This is a genomic window from Methylobacterium persicinum (assembly GCF_022179525.1).
In the GTDB taxonomy this organism is placed as follows: domain Bacteria; phylum Pseudomonadota; class Alphaproteobacteria; order Rhizobiales; family Beijerinckiaceae; genus Methylobacterium; species Methylobacterium persicinum.
Map to the genome: position 1 here is coordinate 291463 of NZ_BPQX01000011.1, position 13742 is coordinate 305204.

The 13742-nt window shown below is 69.7% G+C and carries 14 protein-coding genes; 6 read left to right on the top strand and 8 right to left on the bottom strand.

Annotated features, from left to right (window positions below; translation table 11 throughout):
- A complete protein-coding gene (locus MFF22_RS03670; protein WP_370877482.1) occupies positions 1-954 on the top strand; it encodes a YncE family protein in 954 nt (317 codons plus the stop codon).
- A gap of 236 nt (positions 955-1190) precedes the next feature.
- Here the strand turns inward: MFF22_RS03670 and MFF22_RS03675 are convergent, their stop codons facing one another.
- The 6 genes from MFF22_RS03675 to MFF22_RS03700 form a co-directional block, all read right to left on the bottom strand.
- Entirely contained in the window at positions 1191-1394 is a 204-nt protein-coding gene (locus tag MFF22_RS03675; protein WP_238247580.1) for a hypothetical protein, read from the bottom strand.
- Between the two features lie 97 nt (positions 1395-1491).
- Complete coding sequence (locus tag MFF22_RS03680; RefSeq protein WP_238247581.1) at positions 1492-2637, bottom strand: alpha/beta hydrolase family protein; 1146 nt, start codon at positions 2635-2637, stop codon at positions 1492-1494.
- A 99-nt stretch (positions 2638-2736) separates the two neighbouring features.
- A complete protein-coding gene (locus tag MFF22_RS03685) occupies positions 2737-2931 on the bottom strand; it encodes a hypothetical protein (RefSeq protein WP_238247582.1) in 195 nt (64 codons plus the stop codon).
- A 132-nt stretch (positions 2932-3063) separates the two neighbouring features.
- Positions 3064-3510, bottom strand: a complete 447-nt coding sequence (locus MFF22_RS03690; RefSeq protein ID WP_238247583.1) for a response regulator — start codon at positions 3508-3510, stop codon at positions 3064-3066.
- Positions 3511-3745: 235 nt separating this feature from the next.
- Positions 3746-4615 (bottom strand): dienelactone hydrolase family protein, encoded by an 870-nt coding sequence (locus tag MFF22_RS03695; RefSeq protein ID WP_238247584.1) that lies wholly within the window; start codon positions 4613-4615, stop codon positions 3746-3748.
- Between the two features lie 54 nt (positions 4616-4669).
- The gene (locus MFF22_RS03700) at positions 4670-5587 is read right to left on the bottom strand and encodes a YihY/virulence factor BrkB family protein (RefSeq protein ID WP_370877483.1); all 918 of its coding nucleotides are present in this window, start codon (positions 5585-5587) and stop codon (positions 4670-4672) included.
- Between the two features lie 214 nt (positions 5588-5801).
- Here MFF22_RS03700 and MFF22_RS03705 point away from each other — a divergent pair, with 214 nt between their 5' ends.
- From MFF22_RS03705 to MFF22_RS03720, 4 genes are all read left to right on the top strand, one after another.
- On the top strand, positions 5802-6698 hold the full coding sequence (locus MFF22_RS03705; RefSeq protein ID WP_238247586.1) for a DMT family transporter: 897 nt from the start codon (positions 5802-5804) through the stop codon (positions 6696-6698).
- A 90-nt stretch (positions 6699-6788) separates the two neighbouring features.
- Positions 6789-8339, top strand: a complete 1551-nt coding sequence (locus tag MFF22_RS03710; protein WP_238247587.1) for an FAD-dependent oxidoreductase — start codon at positions 6789-6791, stop codon at positions 8337-8339.
- Between the two features lie 127 nt (positions 8340-8466).
- A complete protein-coding gene (locus tag MFF22_RS03715) occupies positions 8467-8673 on the top strand; it encodes a hypothetical protein (protein ID WP_238247588.1) in 207 nt (68 codons plus the stop codon).
- A 109-nt stretch (positions 8674-8782) separates the two neighbouring features.
- Positions 8783-10465 carry an acyl-CoA dehydrogenase family protein gene (locus MFF22_RS03720; RefSeq protein WP_238247589.1) on the top strand — a complete coding sequence of 561 codons (1683 nt, stop codon included), beginning with the start codon at positions 8783-8785 and terminating at the stop codon, positions 10463-10465.
- A gap of 199 nt (positions 10466-10664) precedes the next feature.
- Here the strand turns inward: MFF22_RS03720 and MFF22_RS03725 are convergent, their stop codons facing one another.
- Positions 10665-10841 carry a hypothetical protein gene (locus MFF22_RS03725; protein ID WP_238247590.1) on the bottom strand — a complete coding sequence of 59 codons (177 nt, stop codon included), beginning with the start codon at positions 10839-10841 and terminating at the stop codon, positions 10665-10667.
- Positions 10842-10954: 113 nt separating this feature from the next.
- Positions 10955-12223, bottom strand: a complete 1269-nt coding sequence (locus MFF22_RS03730) for a glycosyltransferase family 4 protein (protein ID WP_238247591.1) — start codon at positions 12221-12223, stop codon at positions 10955-10957.
- A 106-nt stretch (positions 12224-12329) separates the two neighbouring features.
- On the opposite strand from MFF22_RS03730, the gene MFF22_RS03735 reads away from it, so the two are divergent.
- Positions 12330-13595 (top strand): glycosyltransferase family 4 protein, encoded by a 1266-nt coding sequence (locus MFF22_RS03735; RefSeq protein WP_238247592.1) that lies wholly within the window; start codon positions 12330-12332, stop codon positions 13593-13595.
- Positions 13596-13742: the final 147 nt, after the last annotated feature.

Genomic DNA, 13742 nt, shown 5'->3' on the forward strand with positions numbered 1-13742 from the left:
TTGAGCCCGGCGCCCGCCGCCGGGCTTCTGGCCTTGATCGCGTCCCTCGTGCCGGCCTCCGCAGGGCCGGCGCGGGAGGCCATCGTGACGGTGCAATTGGCGAATGCCGTCGAGGTGATCGACCTCGCCGCCGACAGGGTCGTGCGCCGCATCCCCGTGGACGGGGCGCCGGCGGGAATCGCCCTGTCGCCGGACCGGAGCCGGGCCTACGTGACCCGGCCCGAGGGCCACGGCCTCGCCGTCCTCGACCTCGATGCCGGCACGGTGCTGACGGAGATCCCCCTTCCCGGCGGCCCCCTCGGTGTGGCGGCGGACCCCCGTGGCGGCAAAGTCTACGTTGCGGACTGGTACGGCAGCCGCATCTTCGTCCTCACCGAACGGGACGGCGCCCTCACCGCCGACGGCGAGATCGCCGTCGGCCGCTCGCCCTCCGGCATCGCCGTCAGCCCGGACGGGAAGACCCTCTACGTCGCCAACCGCGAGGCCGACACGGTCTCCGTGGTGGATGCGAGCACTCGGCGGGAAACGGCGGTCATCCCCGTGGGGCACCACCCCTTCGGCATCACCCTCGATGCCGCGGCCGGCCGGGCCTACACCGCCAATGTCACGGGCGACGACGTGTCGGTGATCGATGTGGCGGCGGGGAAGGAGGTCGGCCGGGTCCCCACCGGAAAGCGGCCGTATGTCGTGGCTCTCCTGAACGGGCGCGGCTTCGTCACCAACCAGTATGCGGACAGCGTCACCGCCTTCGATCTCGCGACGCTCAAGCCCCTGGCCGAGATCGATGTCGGCGACCATCCGGAGGGAATCGCCGCCGATCCGGCGACGAACCGGCTCTACGTGGCCGACTGGGGCGACAACCGGCTCACGGTGATCGACGCGGGAAGCCTCAAGACCGTGGAAAAGGTTGCCACCGGCAACGGCCCCCGAGCCTTCGGCGATTTCCTGCGCTGAACGCTCGAAAGAGGGTCGGGCATCCAAGGCGGCTTCCCTTCTCCCCGTCTTGCGAGGAGAGGGCCGCGACGACCCCGTCGTCGGCGCGGCGAGGCGGCAGCCGGGGGTGAGGGCGGGGATGCCGGAGGAGTCTCGTCCGTCCGGCCCCCTCACCGCCGCTCCGGCTTCGCCTTCGCTCCCCACGGACACGACAAGGCGTCCGTGGGCCTCTCCCCGCAGGCGGGGAGAGGGGAACCCTACCCCTCGGCGTGGCGCTGCGGCGCCCGGCGATAGGCGGCCCGGGCGGCGACGAGGGCGCTCCCGTATTGGAGGACGCTGTTCTCGCAGAGGATCTGCGGGCCGAGATGCGCCTCCAGCAGCCACCGCGTCGCGGCGTTGAGCAACATCAGCGTGAGGCAGAAAGCGGCGGCGGCGAGGAGCGTGGCGACGAATTCCGGCATGGCGCGTCCCCTTCGGTGCGCGTTCACGCACGGTCGGCGCAGGCCGCCGTGCCGGCAAAGCTTAGCAAAGCCTGGGCCAGTAGCCAGGGGGGGGGGGTCAGTGCCGGCCCACCTCGGCACCGTTCGCCACGGCCGGAGCCTTTGTCGGCTTGGGAACCTCCACCGCGAGGCGCTTCACCGGCCAGCCGTCGCTCCACCGCTCCATATCCGCAAGACGCGGGTTGCCCTTCAACGACACGGCGTCCGCCCCCGAGAAGGCCGCGGCCGCGGCGAGGTCGAAAGTCTTCCAGAAACCGAGATAGTCGAGGGCGTCGGCCCGGGCGATGTTGATCTGCGAGACCAGCGTCTGCTGTTCGCCGGTGAGGGCCATCTCGGCCGACCAGCGGAACGGCGGGGGCTTGGGCGCATCCTTGGGTTCGGGCGGCATCTTGATCGCCCCCGCGTCGAAGGCGGTATCGAGGCCGGCGGGCGCGGCAAGGGTGGCGGTCAGGGCGGGGAAGCCGTGGTCGTCGGACAGGGCGCGGACGAAGAGCTTGCGCTCGGAGGGGACGGCGCTCGCCTCGCGCAGGAGCCGGCGCGAGGCGAGGTCGGCCGCGCGGGCATCCTTGTCGCCGACCATCGCGACGATCAGAGTCTCCGGGGCGATCCTGTCCAGGCCGTCCAGGGGGATGCCGCGGGACTTCGGCCCGCTGGCGATGCCGCCGGGCGTCGCCGCGAAGATCAGCTTCGGAACGGGCGAACCTTCCTTCGCGGCCGATGCGGCGAGGTCCATTGCCAGGGGCGCCCCGGCGAGGTGGCCGATCATCGCGACGCGCCCGGTATCGGGCTTCGCCTCCTGGTCCCCGGCGATCTCCGTGAAGGCGGCCTTGACCAGCGCCTCGGCCACAGCAGGCGCGTCGGAGGGTTTGGTCCGGTTCACTTCCTGGAAGCGGGGGAACAGCACGAGCCAGCCCTGCCGGGCGAGATGGTCGATCCAGGCGCCGTAGCTCTGCGGGTTCACCGCCCCCCACCCGTGAAGGAAGACCGCCACGGGCCGGCCGGCCTCAGGCGCGGATCCGGCGGCATAGAAGGCGTAGGTCGGCGCGCTCGGGCGGCCCAAAGCCCGCTTCACGATCGTCACCTTGCGATCCCCGACGCCGCCAGGCCCTTCGCTGGGCTGGGCAGGAGGGCTGGCCGCCTGGGCAGCGCACGAAGCAGCCACGAAGGCCGCAGCGAGCGTCGCACGGAGGACTTTCAAACGCATGGCGGCCTCGATCGGAAGATATCCCCAGGCCGGGTCGTACCGGTGGTTGTCCCCATAACAGATTCGCGGTGTTTGGCGATGGAGCCGGGGCGACCGGTCTCAGGAGGCCGCGGAGTCCGGCTGGGCACCGTCGAGCCTGTCCAGGAGCGCGAGCAGCCTTTCTGGCATCGCGTTCCCCTCCGTGTCGATGTTGTCGCGCAGCACATCGCCGATCACCGCCGCGACCAGCCCGTCCCGGGATCGATCCCTGAAGCATCCGAGGGAGTCAGCATGGTTTTCGGCGACGACGTTCATGGCATTCGATCGGAGACTGGATTGGCCGCTCGCGGCACGATGCGTTGAGGGAAAGTCACGAACGCGGGATCGGTCCGAAAGTTGCACGATCATCTCCCGCATTGGACCATGTCCGGCGCGCTGCCGGGCCGTTCACACCTGCTGCTGGAACTTGCCGGGAGGGCCGATGATCTCAGGGCCACCGGCATTCGGCGGACGTCCCGCCGCCTCCTGCACCCAGGCCAGGATGTCTTCGGCGCGCCAGGGTTTCGGGATGAACGTCGCCGACACGCGCAGGTCACTCGGCTGGTCGCCGGCATCACCGGAGGTCAGCAACACCCGCACCCTCGGCCATGTGACACCGATGATCCGAGCGAGCTCGAACCCCCCGATGGGACCCGGCGTCCGCACGTCCGAAAAGACGACGCTCACCTCATCCGCCCGGTCGTTGAGGATGGACAGGGCCCGGTCGGCGGTTTCTGCCTCGATGACCGTAAAGCCGGTATCCTCCAGCAAAGTGGCCGCGAGAAAGCGCTCGTCGGGCTGATCCTCCACGACGAGAATGACGGGCTTTCGTCCAGGCTGTCGCGCGTCGCTCATCGAGCCGCTTATCCACTAGGTCTGAACGGCGGACGCGGCGATCGGTTCATCGAAAGGTTCGTCGCACCCACCGGACCCGCGCAGGCACAGATCCTCCCTGCTTCATCGCACACTCGACTGCATAGGGCCGTGTCATTCCGAACACAGCAGACGTGGAACGCCTGGACGACTTTGTGGCAGCCAAGTGCAGAACTGCAATCAGCGGGGGATGGCCGCTTATAGCAGTGATCCCCCGTTAGACGCCGTGCGCCTTGAGGAAGGCCAGCGCCCGCCGCCAGCCGTCCTCGGCCGCGTCTTTCCGGTAGCTCGGGCGGTAGTCGGCGTGGAACCCGTGGGGGGCCTCGGGATAAACCACGAGTTCGACGCTCTTGCCCGCGGCCTTGGCCGCATCCCGGGCCTCCTCCACCGACGCCACCGGGATCCCCGTATCCGCCCCGCCATAGAGGGCAAGGAGCGGTGCGTGGATCTCGCCCGCCACGTCGCCGGCAGTCCGCGGCTGGATCGCCGTCCGCTCGCCACCGACAGGACCGTACCAGGCCACAGCCGCCTTCAGATCGGTCCGGTGCGCGTCATAGAGCCAGACCGCCCGGCCGCCCCGGCACCATCCCATCACGGCGAGGCGTCCGGCATCGCCCTTCGCGGCGGTGGTCGCCCAGGCGACGGTCGCGTCGAGGTCGCCGATCCACTGCGCGTCGGGCGTCTTGGAGATCACCTCGGAGATGATCTGCTTCACGTCTGTCATCTTGGAGAGGTCGCCTTGGCGGGCGTAGAGTTCCGGCGCCACGGCGCAGTAGCCAGCCTTGGCGAGGCGGCGGCAGATGTCCTTGATGTACTCGTGGACCCCGAAGATCTCTTCGACGACGAGGACCACCGGGAACGGGCCCTCGCCCTTCGGCACGGCCCTGTAGGCGGGCATCGGCCCGTCGCCCGCCGGGATCGCCACCTCCCCGGCCTCGATCCCCTCGGCATCGGTGTGGATCACCTGCGCCTCGACGCGGGTCGTGGCCAGCGTCAGGCCGCTCATCAGGCTCGTCATCACGAAGCCCCGCCGCGACAGGTGCGACGGAATGAGACCGTCGAGACCGGCATTGTCATCATCCCGCATATCAACCCTCGGTTGTCCTCGTGACGAAGGGCTAGCCGGCCCGGGCGGGTGCGGTCAAACCGGCGGAGCGGTTCGGGCTGCTTCTCCCGATCGTTCCAGCGCGGCAGCCTGTCGCGCCCGCATCCGCGCCTGGAGCTGGCTGCGGCGGGCGGCGATGGCGGTGCCGTTGATCTCGCCGCCGAACAGGAACATCGCGGCGAGCCAGTAGAGGAACACGAGGAACACCATCGCCGTGGCGAGGCCGCCATAGGTCGAGGCGTAGGCGTTGGAGAAGCGCTCGAGGTAGAATCCGAAGCCGAGGCCGGCGAGGAACCACAGGACCAGGGTCACGGCGATGCCCGGGAGGACCGAGGCGATGGACCGGCGCCCGGCCGCCACGAACTTGTGGGCGATGACCAGCACGAAGGCCAGCAGGAGGGCGGTGACGGCGATCCGCCCGATGGCGACCGTCAACCCGAGGGGTTCGAGCCCCGGCGCCACGAGGATCAGCCGGCTCCAGATCAGCGGTCCGAGGACCACCAGAAGGGCGAAGGCCAGAATCGCGAAGGCGCCGCAGACGACGTAGCCGATGGATTCGAGGCGGGTCAGCCACCAGGGCCGGCTCTCCCGCAGCCCATAGGCGCGGTTGAGCCCAACCCGGAGACTCTCGACGCCCGACGAGGAAAAGTAGAGGGCGAACAGGGCGCCCAGGGTCAGCACGCCCCCGCGCTGGGTGGTGAGCACCCGGTGGACCTCCGAGACGATGGGCGAGGCGATTTCCCGGGGCCATGCCTCGAAGATCAGCGTGCCGGCCTCGTCCGCGAGGGACGCGGTGCCGAACAGGCCAGCGAGCGCCGCCAGGAGAATCAAAAACGGGAACAGGGACGTCAGGATCGAGAGGGCGATGTGGCTGGCGATCGCCCAGCCGTCATGGGAGACGAACCGCTGCGCGGCGAGCCCTGCGATGCCGAGACCTTTGCGAACTGTGTTCACGGGTTCGGAACGCCCTCTCCGCATCACCGCGCCGTCGATGGCGGGGCGAGGCAGCCCCCGTCAACGCCGCATGCCCCGACTCGAGCCTTTGGCCACAGGGTGACGCCTTCGTGCAACGCCGCGATGCGCAGGTCGAATGGATGCGGCGGTTGCCAGAACGGAACGGCCATGTTTGGCGGTGGTGGGCCTGCCGCCCTCCGTCCAGCGAGCGCCTGTGAGTCCGTCGCGTCCCCCCACCGAGCCCTCGCTCGCCGCTGGCCTCGTGCCGCGCCTGTTCGTCCTGATCTGGTCGACGGGCTTCATCTCGGCCCGGGCGGCCGTACCGCATGCGGACCCGCTGCTCTTCACCGCCCTCCGGTTCAGCTGCGTTGCGCTGATCCTAGGGATCATCGCCGTGGCGGCAGGGGCGCGCTTCCCGGCGGGATGGAGCGGCTGGCGGGGGCCCCTCGTCGCCGGGTTCCTGATGCAGGGGGTCTACCTCTCGGGCACCTTCATCGCCATCGGGCTCGGTCTGCCTGCGGGAATTGCCGCCCTGGTGGGGAGCCTCCAGCCGCTGCTCACCGCCTCCCTGGCCGGACCGCTCCTCGGCGAGCGGGTCAGCCGGCGGCGGGCGGTGGGAATCGGACTCGGGTTCCTCGGCGCCGGACTGGTGCTCGCCCCGAAGCTCGGGGCGACCGATCCTTCCGGGATCCCGGCCGGGGCACTCGCCATCTCGTTCGGCTCCGTTGTCGCCCTGACCCTCGGCACCCTCTGGCAGAAGCGCACGGGCGGCGGTGGGGACCTCCTGGCGAACGCCGTCCTCCAGTTCCTCGGCGGCACCGCCTGTGCCGCCCCCGTGGCCCTCCTGCTCGGCCACGGCAGGTTCGACCCCGTGGCACCCCTGTGGCTGAGCCTCGCCTGGGCGATCCTCGTCAATTCCGTGACGGGGGTGCTGCTGTTCCTTTACCTGATCCGCCGGGGTGCCGTGGCCGGCGTCGCCTCCCTGTTCTTCCTCGTGCCCCCCGTCTCGGCCGCGCTCGGCTACGTCCTGTTCGGCGAGACGCTGACCGGGATGCAGGTGGGAGGCATGGCGGTGGCGGCCCTCGGCGTGGCGGTGGCGAACCGCGGCTGAAGGACCGGAACGTCGCGCCCGGCAACCGGAACGGCCCGAGCGACTTGTCCGCCCGGGGCGCAGGGGCGCCCGGCAGGAGTGACGCCAGCCATGCCCGGAACCGAGATCCGCCTCGCCCTCGACGCGATACCGATGGGAGGCATGGCCGAGGGTTCGGCCGGGGAGGACAAGGTGCTGTTCGTTCGCGACGCCTCAGGCGTGCGAGCGTTCCAGGCCAAGTGTCCGCACCTGGGAGCCCCCCTCGCAAAGGGCGAGATCTGCGGCGAACGGCTCTACTGTCCCTGGCACAAGGCCGCCTTCGCCCTCACCGACGGAAGCCTGGAAGAACCCCCGGCCCTCGACGGGCTGACCCGCTACCCTGTCCGCGTCGAGGGAGCGGAGGCGATCGCCACCCTCTCGCCGGAGCCGGAGACGCGCAAGACCGCCACAACCGCCATCCGCAGCGTCCTCATCGTCGGGGCTGGGGCGGCGGCGGTGGCCTGCGTGAAGACCCTGCGCCGGGAGGGTTACGCCGGCACGATCACTCTGGTCGGCCGGGAATCGCACCCGCCCTACGACCGGACGAAGCTGTCGAAGCAGTTCCTGGCCAAGCCGACGCCCCCCGAGAAGACGCTCATCGAGCCCGATTTCGCACAGGCCAACGGCGTCGAGCGGATGACCGCCGAGGTCGAGCGGGTCGATCCGGCGACCCGGACTGTGACCCTGGCCGGCGGGCGGACCCTGAACGCCGACGCGATCCTCGTGGCCACGGGCAGCCGGGCCGTCATGCCCGACTTTCCCGGCAAGGAGCGCGAGGGCGTATTCACCCTGCGGAGCCTCGACGACGCCGTCCGGGTCAGCGAGGCCGCGGGCGAGGCCAAGCGCGTGGTGGTGATCGGCGCCGGCTTCATCGGCATGGAGGCCGCGGCCTTCCTGACGAAGCGTGGCCTCACCGTGACGGTGCTGGCACGGGAAGAGGTGCCCTTCGCCAAGCGCTTCGGCGAGGAGGTGGGCGCCGCCCTCAAGCGGTATCATGCCGGCAACGGCGTGGCGTTCGAGACCGGCTCCGTCGCCCAGATTGCCGGCAACGGAAAGGTCGAGGCGGTCGAGACCGAGGACGGCCGCAGCCTTCCCGCCGACCTCGTCCTCGTGGGGGCGGGCGCGAAGCCGGAGACCGGGATCGTCGCGGGTATCGAGGCCGACGACAGCGGCGGCCTCCCCGTGGGGGCCGACCTCAAGATCGCCGACTCCGTGTGGATCGCCGGCGACATCGCCGCCTTCCCGGAGGCGACGAGCGGTCTGAAGGCCCGGATCGAGCACTGGCGCCTTGCCGAGCAGCACGGCACGCATGTCGCCCACGCCATCCTCGGCGAGACCGGCGCCTTCTCCGGAGCGCCGTTCTTCTGGAGCAACCAGGGCGACAAGCGCCTCGACTATGGCGGCTACGCCCCCGAGTTCGATCGGATCGTCATGCAGGGTGATCCCGCGGCCCTCGATTTCATTGCCTTCTATGTGAAGGACGGCAAGGCGACGGCCGCCTGCAGCATCGGCCGCAACACAGCTTTTACCGCCTTCCTGCACCTCCTCGGCGAGAACCGCCTCCCCTCCGCCGCGGACATCGAGGCCGGGGCCGACCTGCCCGGCTTGGCCAAACAGGTGTGAGCGGGCTTACCCCTCCTTACCTGCGGGGATCGGGGAGGCTCGCCTGCGTCAGCAAGGCACGGAACGTTGGACCGTACTCGCCGCTTCATCCCAGTCGCCCTGTATCGGGCGCAGTGGGGGAACGGGCATGAATACGGTTCTCGTCGTCGCTCTGATTTGTGCCGCCTCGGTGCAGGGGCAGGATTGCTCCCGCGACACCGCCCTCGACGTCATCACGGGGCCGGCGCATTCCCTGCAGGAATGTCTGGTCCAGGGCCCGGTCCTTGCCGCCAGCTCCGGATTCCACGGCGAGGATGGCGCCTACGTGAAGACCCGGTGCGAAGTGAAGCACTGAGACCGTCTTGAACTTTGGTTCAAGCGTCCGGCAATCGAATCTATTTCGGTGTGGGCCGCGGAACGGTTAGAAGGGTCGCCATAACAGACGCCAGAAGCGAGAGTATGCCATGTCCGCATCCCCCGCCATCCAGACGGAAGATTTCGATCTCGTCGCCACGACCAAGGCCGCGGGCCAGACCGCCAAGCGACTGAGCGACGAGGCCGTGCGCCGCGTCCGCGCCCGCATCATCGGCGCCGACGGACGGATCGACGCCGGAAAGCTCGAAGCACACCAGCATGCCGCCCACGGCCTCGCGTGGCTCTCGACCTACGCCGAGGCCGTGAGCGAACTCGGCGACTATGCCGAGCGCCTGACGGCCGAGGGCAAGTTCGGCGAGACCGAGGAACTGCTGGTCCGCATCGGCGCCGGCGAATATCTCGACCAGATCTTCTCCGGCATCCCCATGAGCCAGGGCGAGATCGTGCGCCCCATCGGCTCCCTGGGCCTGTCCGCCAAGGAGGTGGCCGAGTACCGCACGGAAGCGGTCGAGACCCTCATCGCCGAGGGCAACACGCCCGAGAACAGGGCCGCCCTGGTGGCCCGGATGCGGGACGGCGGCGGCGCCGCGACGGTGGGCAATTCCGGCCTCGACGAGGACATGGAGGCGATCCGCTCCGAGATGCGACGGTTCGGCAAGGCCGAGGTCGCCGACCACGCCCACGAGTGGCACCTGCAGAACGCCTACATCCCGATGTCGGTCATCGAGAAGATGGCGGAACTCGGCGTGTTCGGCCTGACCATCCCCGAGGAATACGGCGGCATGGGCATGCCCAAGGCGGCCATGTGCGTGGTCTCGGAAGAATTGTCCCGGGCCTATATCGGCGTCGGCTCGCTGGGCACCCGCTCGGAGATCGCCGCCGAACTGATCCTGTGCGGCGGTACCGAGGAGCAGAAGCAGCGCTTCCTGCCCAAGATCGCCAGCGGCGACATCCTGCCCACCGCCGTCTTCACCGAGCCGAATACCGGTTCGGACCTCGCCTCCCTGCGCACCCGCGCGGTGAAGGAGGGGGATACGTGGAAGATCACCGGCAACAAGACCTGGATCACCCACCCCGTCCGCGCCGATATCATGACGGTGCTGGTGCGCACGATCCCGGAGGAGAAGGGTCACAAAGGCCTGTCCCTCCTGATCGCCGAGAAGCCCCGGGGCACGGACGAGGATCCGTTCCCGGTGGCGGGCCTGTCCGGCGGCGAGATCGAGGTGCTCGGCTACCGGGGCATGAAGGAGTACGAGCTCGCCTTCGAGGACTTCGCCGTCCCGGCGGCGAACCTCCTCGGCGAGGTCGAGGGCAAGGGCTTCGCCCAGCTGATGCAGACCTTCGAGTCCGCCCGGATCCAGACGGCGGCCCGCGCCATCGGCGTGGCCCAGGCGGCGTTGGATGCCGGCCTGCGCTATGCCGAGGAACGGATGCAGTTCGGCAAGGCGCTGGTGAACTTCCCGCGCGTGGCCGACAAGCTCGCGATGATGGCGGTGGAGATCAACATCGCCCGCCAGCTCACCTACTTCTCCGCCCGGCGGAAGGACGAGGGCCGGCGTTGCGACCTTGAAGCGGGCATGGCCAAGCTGCTCGGCGCCCGTGTCGCCTGGGCAGCGGCGGACAACGCCCTGCAGATCCACGGCGGCAACGGCTTCGCCCTGGAATACCCGGTGAGCCGCCTGCTCTGCGACGCCCGCATCCTCTCGATCTTCGAGGGTGCCGCCGAGATCCAGGCCCAGGTCATCGCCCGCCGTCTGCTCGACGCGGCGTAGGGTTTTCGGCCCGGGCGGCGCTGTGCCGCCCGGTCTTACCGCCCACCGTCATTGCGAGCGAAGCGAAGCAATCCAGTGTGGCGGGACGCCTCTAAACTGAGCGCTTCCCTGCATTGCTTCGCTTCGCTCACAATGACGGGTTTGGCTGGTAGAGTCGCCTTCCGCCATCGCGAATGCGAAGACGGAAAGACGAAAAACTCTACTTCGTGATCTTCACCGAGACCGGGTCGCTCGACGGGAACGTCTCCTCGAGGGCCTCGTCGAGGCGCTCGCCCATCTTCTCCTGCTTGTTCTCCGGGTGATGCTTGTCGCCGGGCTTGGCGCTGCCCTGCTGAAAGCCGGCCTGATCGTGGTTCTTTTCGGTCTCGTCGGCCATGGGTCGATCCCTTGTGTGACGGGAGCACCGGGTGCGGTGCGGGTGCCCATCAACGCGAGGCGCGCCCGGTGTTTCCGAACACCGCACCGATTCGGGCCTCCTTCGTCACGGGATCACACCGCCATCGGCGCTGGCGACCTCTGGCCCGCTGCTGCCCGGCGGCGGGCCGCGGCGGGGCGCATCACCGTGTCGTACACGGCGCCCAGCCGGTCGAGATGGGTGTCGAGGGTGAGCGGGGCCGTCCAGTAACGGTCGTGGGCGGCCCGGCCCATCCGAGCGGCCAGGGCGTCGTCGGTGAGGCGGCGCAGATGAGCGGCCAGGGCCTCCGGGTCGCCGGAGCGGAACCAATAGCCCGTCTCGCCGTCCACTACCGCCTCCCGCCCGGCACAGGCATCGCTGACGATGACCGGCGTGCCGCAGGCAAGCGCCTCGAGCACGGTGAGCGGCTGTCCCTCGTACCAGATGCTCGGGAAGACCAGCGCCCGAGCTCCGCGCATCAGGTCGGCGACCGCGGCCGGATCGCGCCAGCCGAGCATGACTGCTTCGGGATAACGCGCCGCAAGCTCATCGCGGTCGGGGCCGTCGCCCACGAACACCGCCTTCACCCCCGCCCGCCGGGCGGCCTCGGCGAAGATCGGCGCGCCCTTCTCCGTGGAGATCCGCCCGACGAACAGGAAGTCGCCCGGCGCCCCCTCTTGGAGCGGCGCCTGGGCGAGGGAGACCGGGTTGTCCACCCGGTGCATCACCGTGCCGGGCGGCAGGAGGGGCCGCACCACGCTCTCCTGGAGGGTGCTGATGGTGATGACGTGCTCGAACAGCTGTGGCAGCCGCGCGACATGGGACAGTCCGACATGGCGGATCATCCGGGCGACCTTGCGCGGGTAGCTTCGGGCATCGCAGTTCGTGCCGATGCAGGAGGCCGACATCGGCGTCCGGTGGCAGATCGCCCCAGCTCGGTAATCGTAGAAACCCCCGGTGGGGCAGACGAGGAAGAACTCGTGCATCGTATAGAGGCACGGATGCCCCGCGGCCCGCAAAGCCCGGCCGATCGAGGGCGAAAGGGCCTTGGCGAAGGCGTGGACATGGACCAGCGTCGCGCCGACCTCGTAGCGGGCGAGCTCCCGGGCCAGGGCGTCGGCAGCGTGCCCGTTCCAGATCGCCTGCGCCGCGAAGGCCAGGGGGTTGCGCGTCGTGGTGACGTCGTCCTGCCCGAGGCAGACCACCCGGATCCCCGCCGGCTCCAGCCGGGCATCGACCGGACCGCAGGCGGCGAACAGAGTCACGTCGTAGCCGCGCGACGCCAACCCGAGGGCCGATTCGATCGCGACCTTGGCCTGCCCGCCATTGATGGCGGCGTGGTCGGCGACAAGGACGATCTGCACGAACGAACCCCCGGCGCGGTGATGCGCCCTCCGGCTTACTCCATCATCAGTTGATCCGGCGTAAACCTGCAATCAATAGTATCAAAGCCCGAGACGGGGGCGCTGCATGCACGTCGTGATCCTTGCCGAATTCGCGACCGCTAGCGGCGGGGCAGAGAAAGTCGCCCTGGAATCGGCCCGGGGCCTCGCGGAGGCCGGGGTGCAGGTCACCTATATCCAGGCCATTGCGGGGAAAGCCGATCCCTTCCTCAACCATGCGGGGATCACGCGGATTGAACTGGCGCTACCGGATATCTGGTCCCTCGGCCCCGTGCGGGGGGCCGTCGCAGGGCTATGGCACCGGACGGCGGCGCGGCGCCTCGCCGCCGCCCTCGTCGGGCTGCCCGCCGGCATCACCTGCCTGCACCTGCACCAGTGGACCCGGACCTTCTCGCCCGCGATCATGCCGGTTCTGTTCGGCCACGGCGCCCCCGTGGTGGCGACCCTGCACGACTACTTCCTGGCCTGCCCGAACGGCGTCTACTACCGCTTCGACCGGGGCGAGCCCTGCGGCCTGCGGCCGATGTCGGGGGCGTGTCTCGCGGCGCCCTGCGACCCGCGAAGCCCTCTGCACAAAGTGGTCCGGGTTGCCCGCACCGGGCTCCTCGGCCGCGCCCTGGCGGGCAGGCCCCTGCATGTCGTCCATGTGTGCGATGCCAGCCTCGGGCGGATCGGCGGGATGCTCGGACATCTTCCGCTCACCCATCACCGCATCGACAACCCGGTCCGGCCCATCGTGGGAGAGACGGCCGATCCGGCCCGCGGAGACGCCATCGCCTATGTTGGGCGCCTCACCCGGGAGAAGGGGGCGGACCTCGTCGCTGCGGCAGCCCGGAAGGCTGGCCTCAAGGCTCTTTTCGTCGGCGCTGGCCCCCTTGAGGACGAATTGCGCGCCATGCCCGGCGTCGAGGTGATGGGCTGGCGGACGCCGGAGGAGGTGTGGGCGATTCTCCGCCATAGGGCGAGGGCCCTGGCGGCCCCGTCCCGCTGGTTTGAGACCGGCCCGTTGACGGTCTATGAGGCCCTCGCCGCCGGCCTTCCGGTGGTGGCGTCGGACCGTTCGGGCGCCGCGGAGAAGGTCCGCCACGGGGAGACCGGCTTCGTCGTCCCGCCCGACGCAGAAGCCCTGGTGCCAGCCTTCACAGCCCTCCGGGACGATGGGAGGGCGGCCGCGATGGGACGCGCCGCTCGGCAACGATGGGCCGAGGCACCCCTTGACCTGTCCGCCCATGCCCGGTGCCTTGTGGCGCTCTATGGCAGCATCGGCGCCGGACATTCTGCTGCATCGCACCATACAGAGCCGTTGCCACCTCGTTCAGCCCAGCCTGCCTGAACCCGGCAACCGGCCATGAGCACGCAAACTGGTGTTTTGTTGCCGGCCAAGCTTGCATTGGCTTCTCTTGTCTGCGTAATCGCGTCTTGCGTATCGCCCGTCAGAGCAACGAGCTCTATGCTGTCAAATGCGATGGCAGTCTCCGGC

What these genes read in the sequence shown, in the direction of transcription:
- MFF22_RS03685 (WP_238247582.1), bottom strand. Translation starts at nt 2,931, where the DNA reads ATGAACGTCGTCGCCGAAAACCATGCTGACTCCCTCGGATGCTTCAGG.
- MFF22_RS03675 (WP_238247580.1), bottom strand. Translation starts at nt 1,394, where the DNA reads ATGCCGGAATTCGTCGCCACGCTCCTCGCCGCCGCCGCTTTCTGCCTC.
- MFF22_RS03725 (WP_238247590.1), bottom strand. Translation starts at nt 10,841, where the DNA reads ATGGCCGACGAGACCGAAAAGAACCACGATCAGGCCGGCTTTCAGCAG.
- MFF22_RS03735 (WP_238247592.1), top strand. Translation starts at nt 12,330, where the DNA reads ATGCACGTCGTGATCCTTGCCGAATTCGCGACCGCTAGCGGCGGGGCA.
- MFF22_RS03695 (WP_238247584.1), bottom strand. Translation starts at nt 4,615, where the DNA reads ATGCGGGATGATGACAATGCCGGTCTCGACGGTCTCATTCCGTCGCAC.
- MFF22_RS03720 (WP_238247589.1), top strand. Translation starts at nt 8,783, where the DNA reads ATGTCCGCATCCCCCGCCATCCAGACGGAAGATTTCGATCTCGTCGCC.
- MFF22_RS03710 (WP_238247587.1), top strand. Translation starts at nt 6,789, where the DNA reads ATGCCCGGAACCGAGATCCGCCTCGCCCTCGACGCGATACCGATGGGA.
- MFF22_RS03680 (WP_238247581.1), bottom strand. Translation starts at nt 2,637, where the DNA reads ATGCGTTTGAAAGTCCTCCGTGCGACGCTCGCTGCGGCCTTCGTGGCT.
- MFF22_RS03715 (WP_238247588.1), top strand. Translation starts at nt 8,467, where the DNA reads ATGAATACGGTTCTCGTCGTCGCTCTGATTTGTGCCGCCTCGGTGCAG.
- MFF22_RS03690 (WP_238247583.1), bottom strand. Translation starts at nt 3,510, where the DNA reads ATGAGCGACGCGCGACAGCCTGGACGAAAGCCCGTCATTCTCGTCGTG.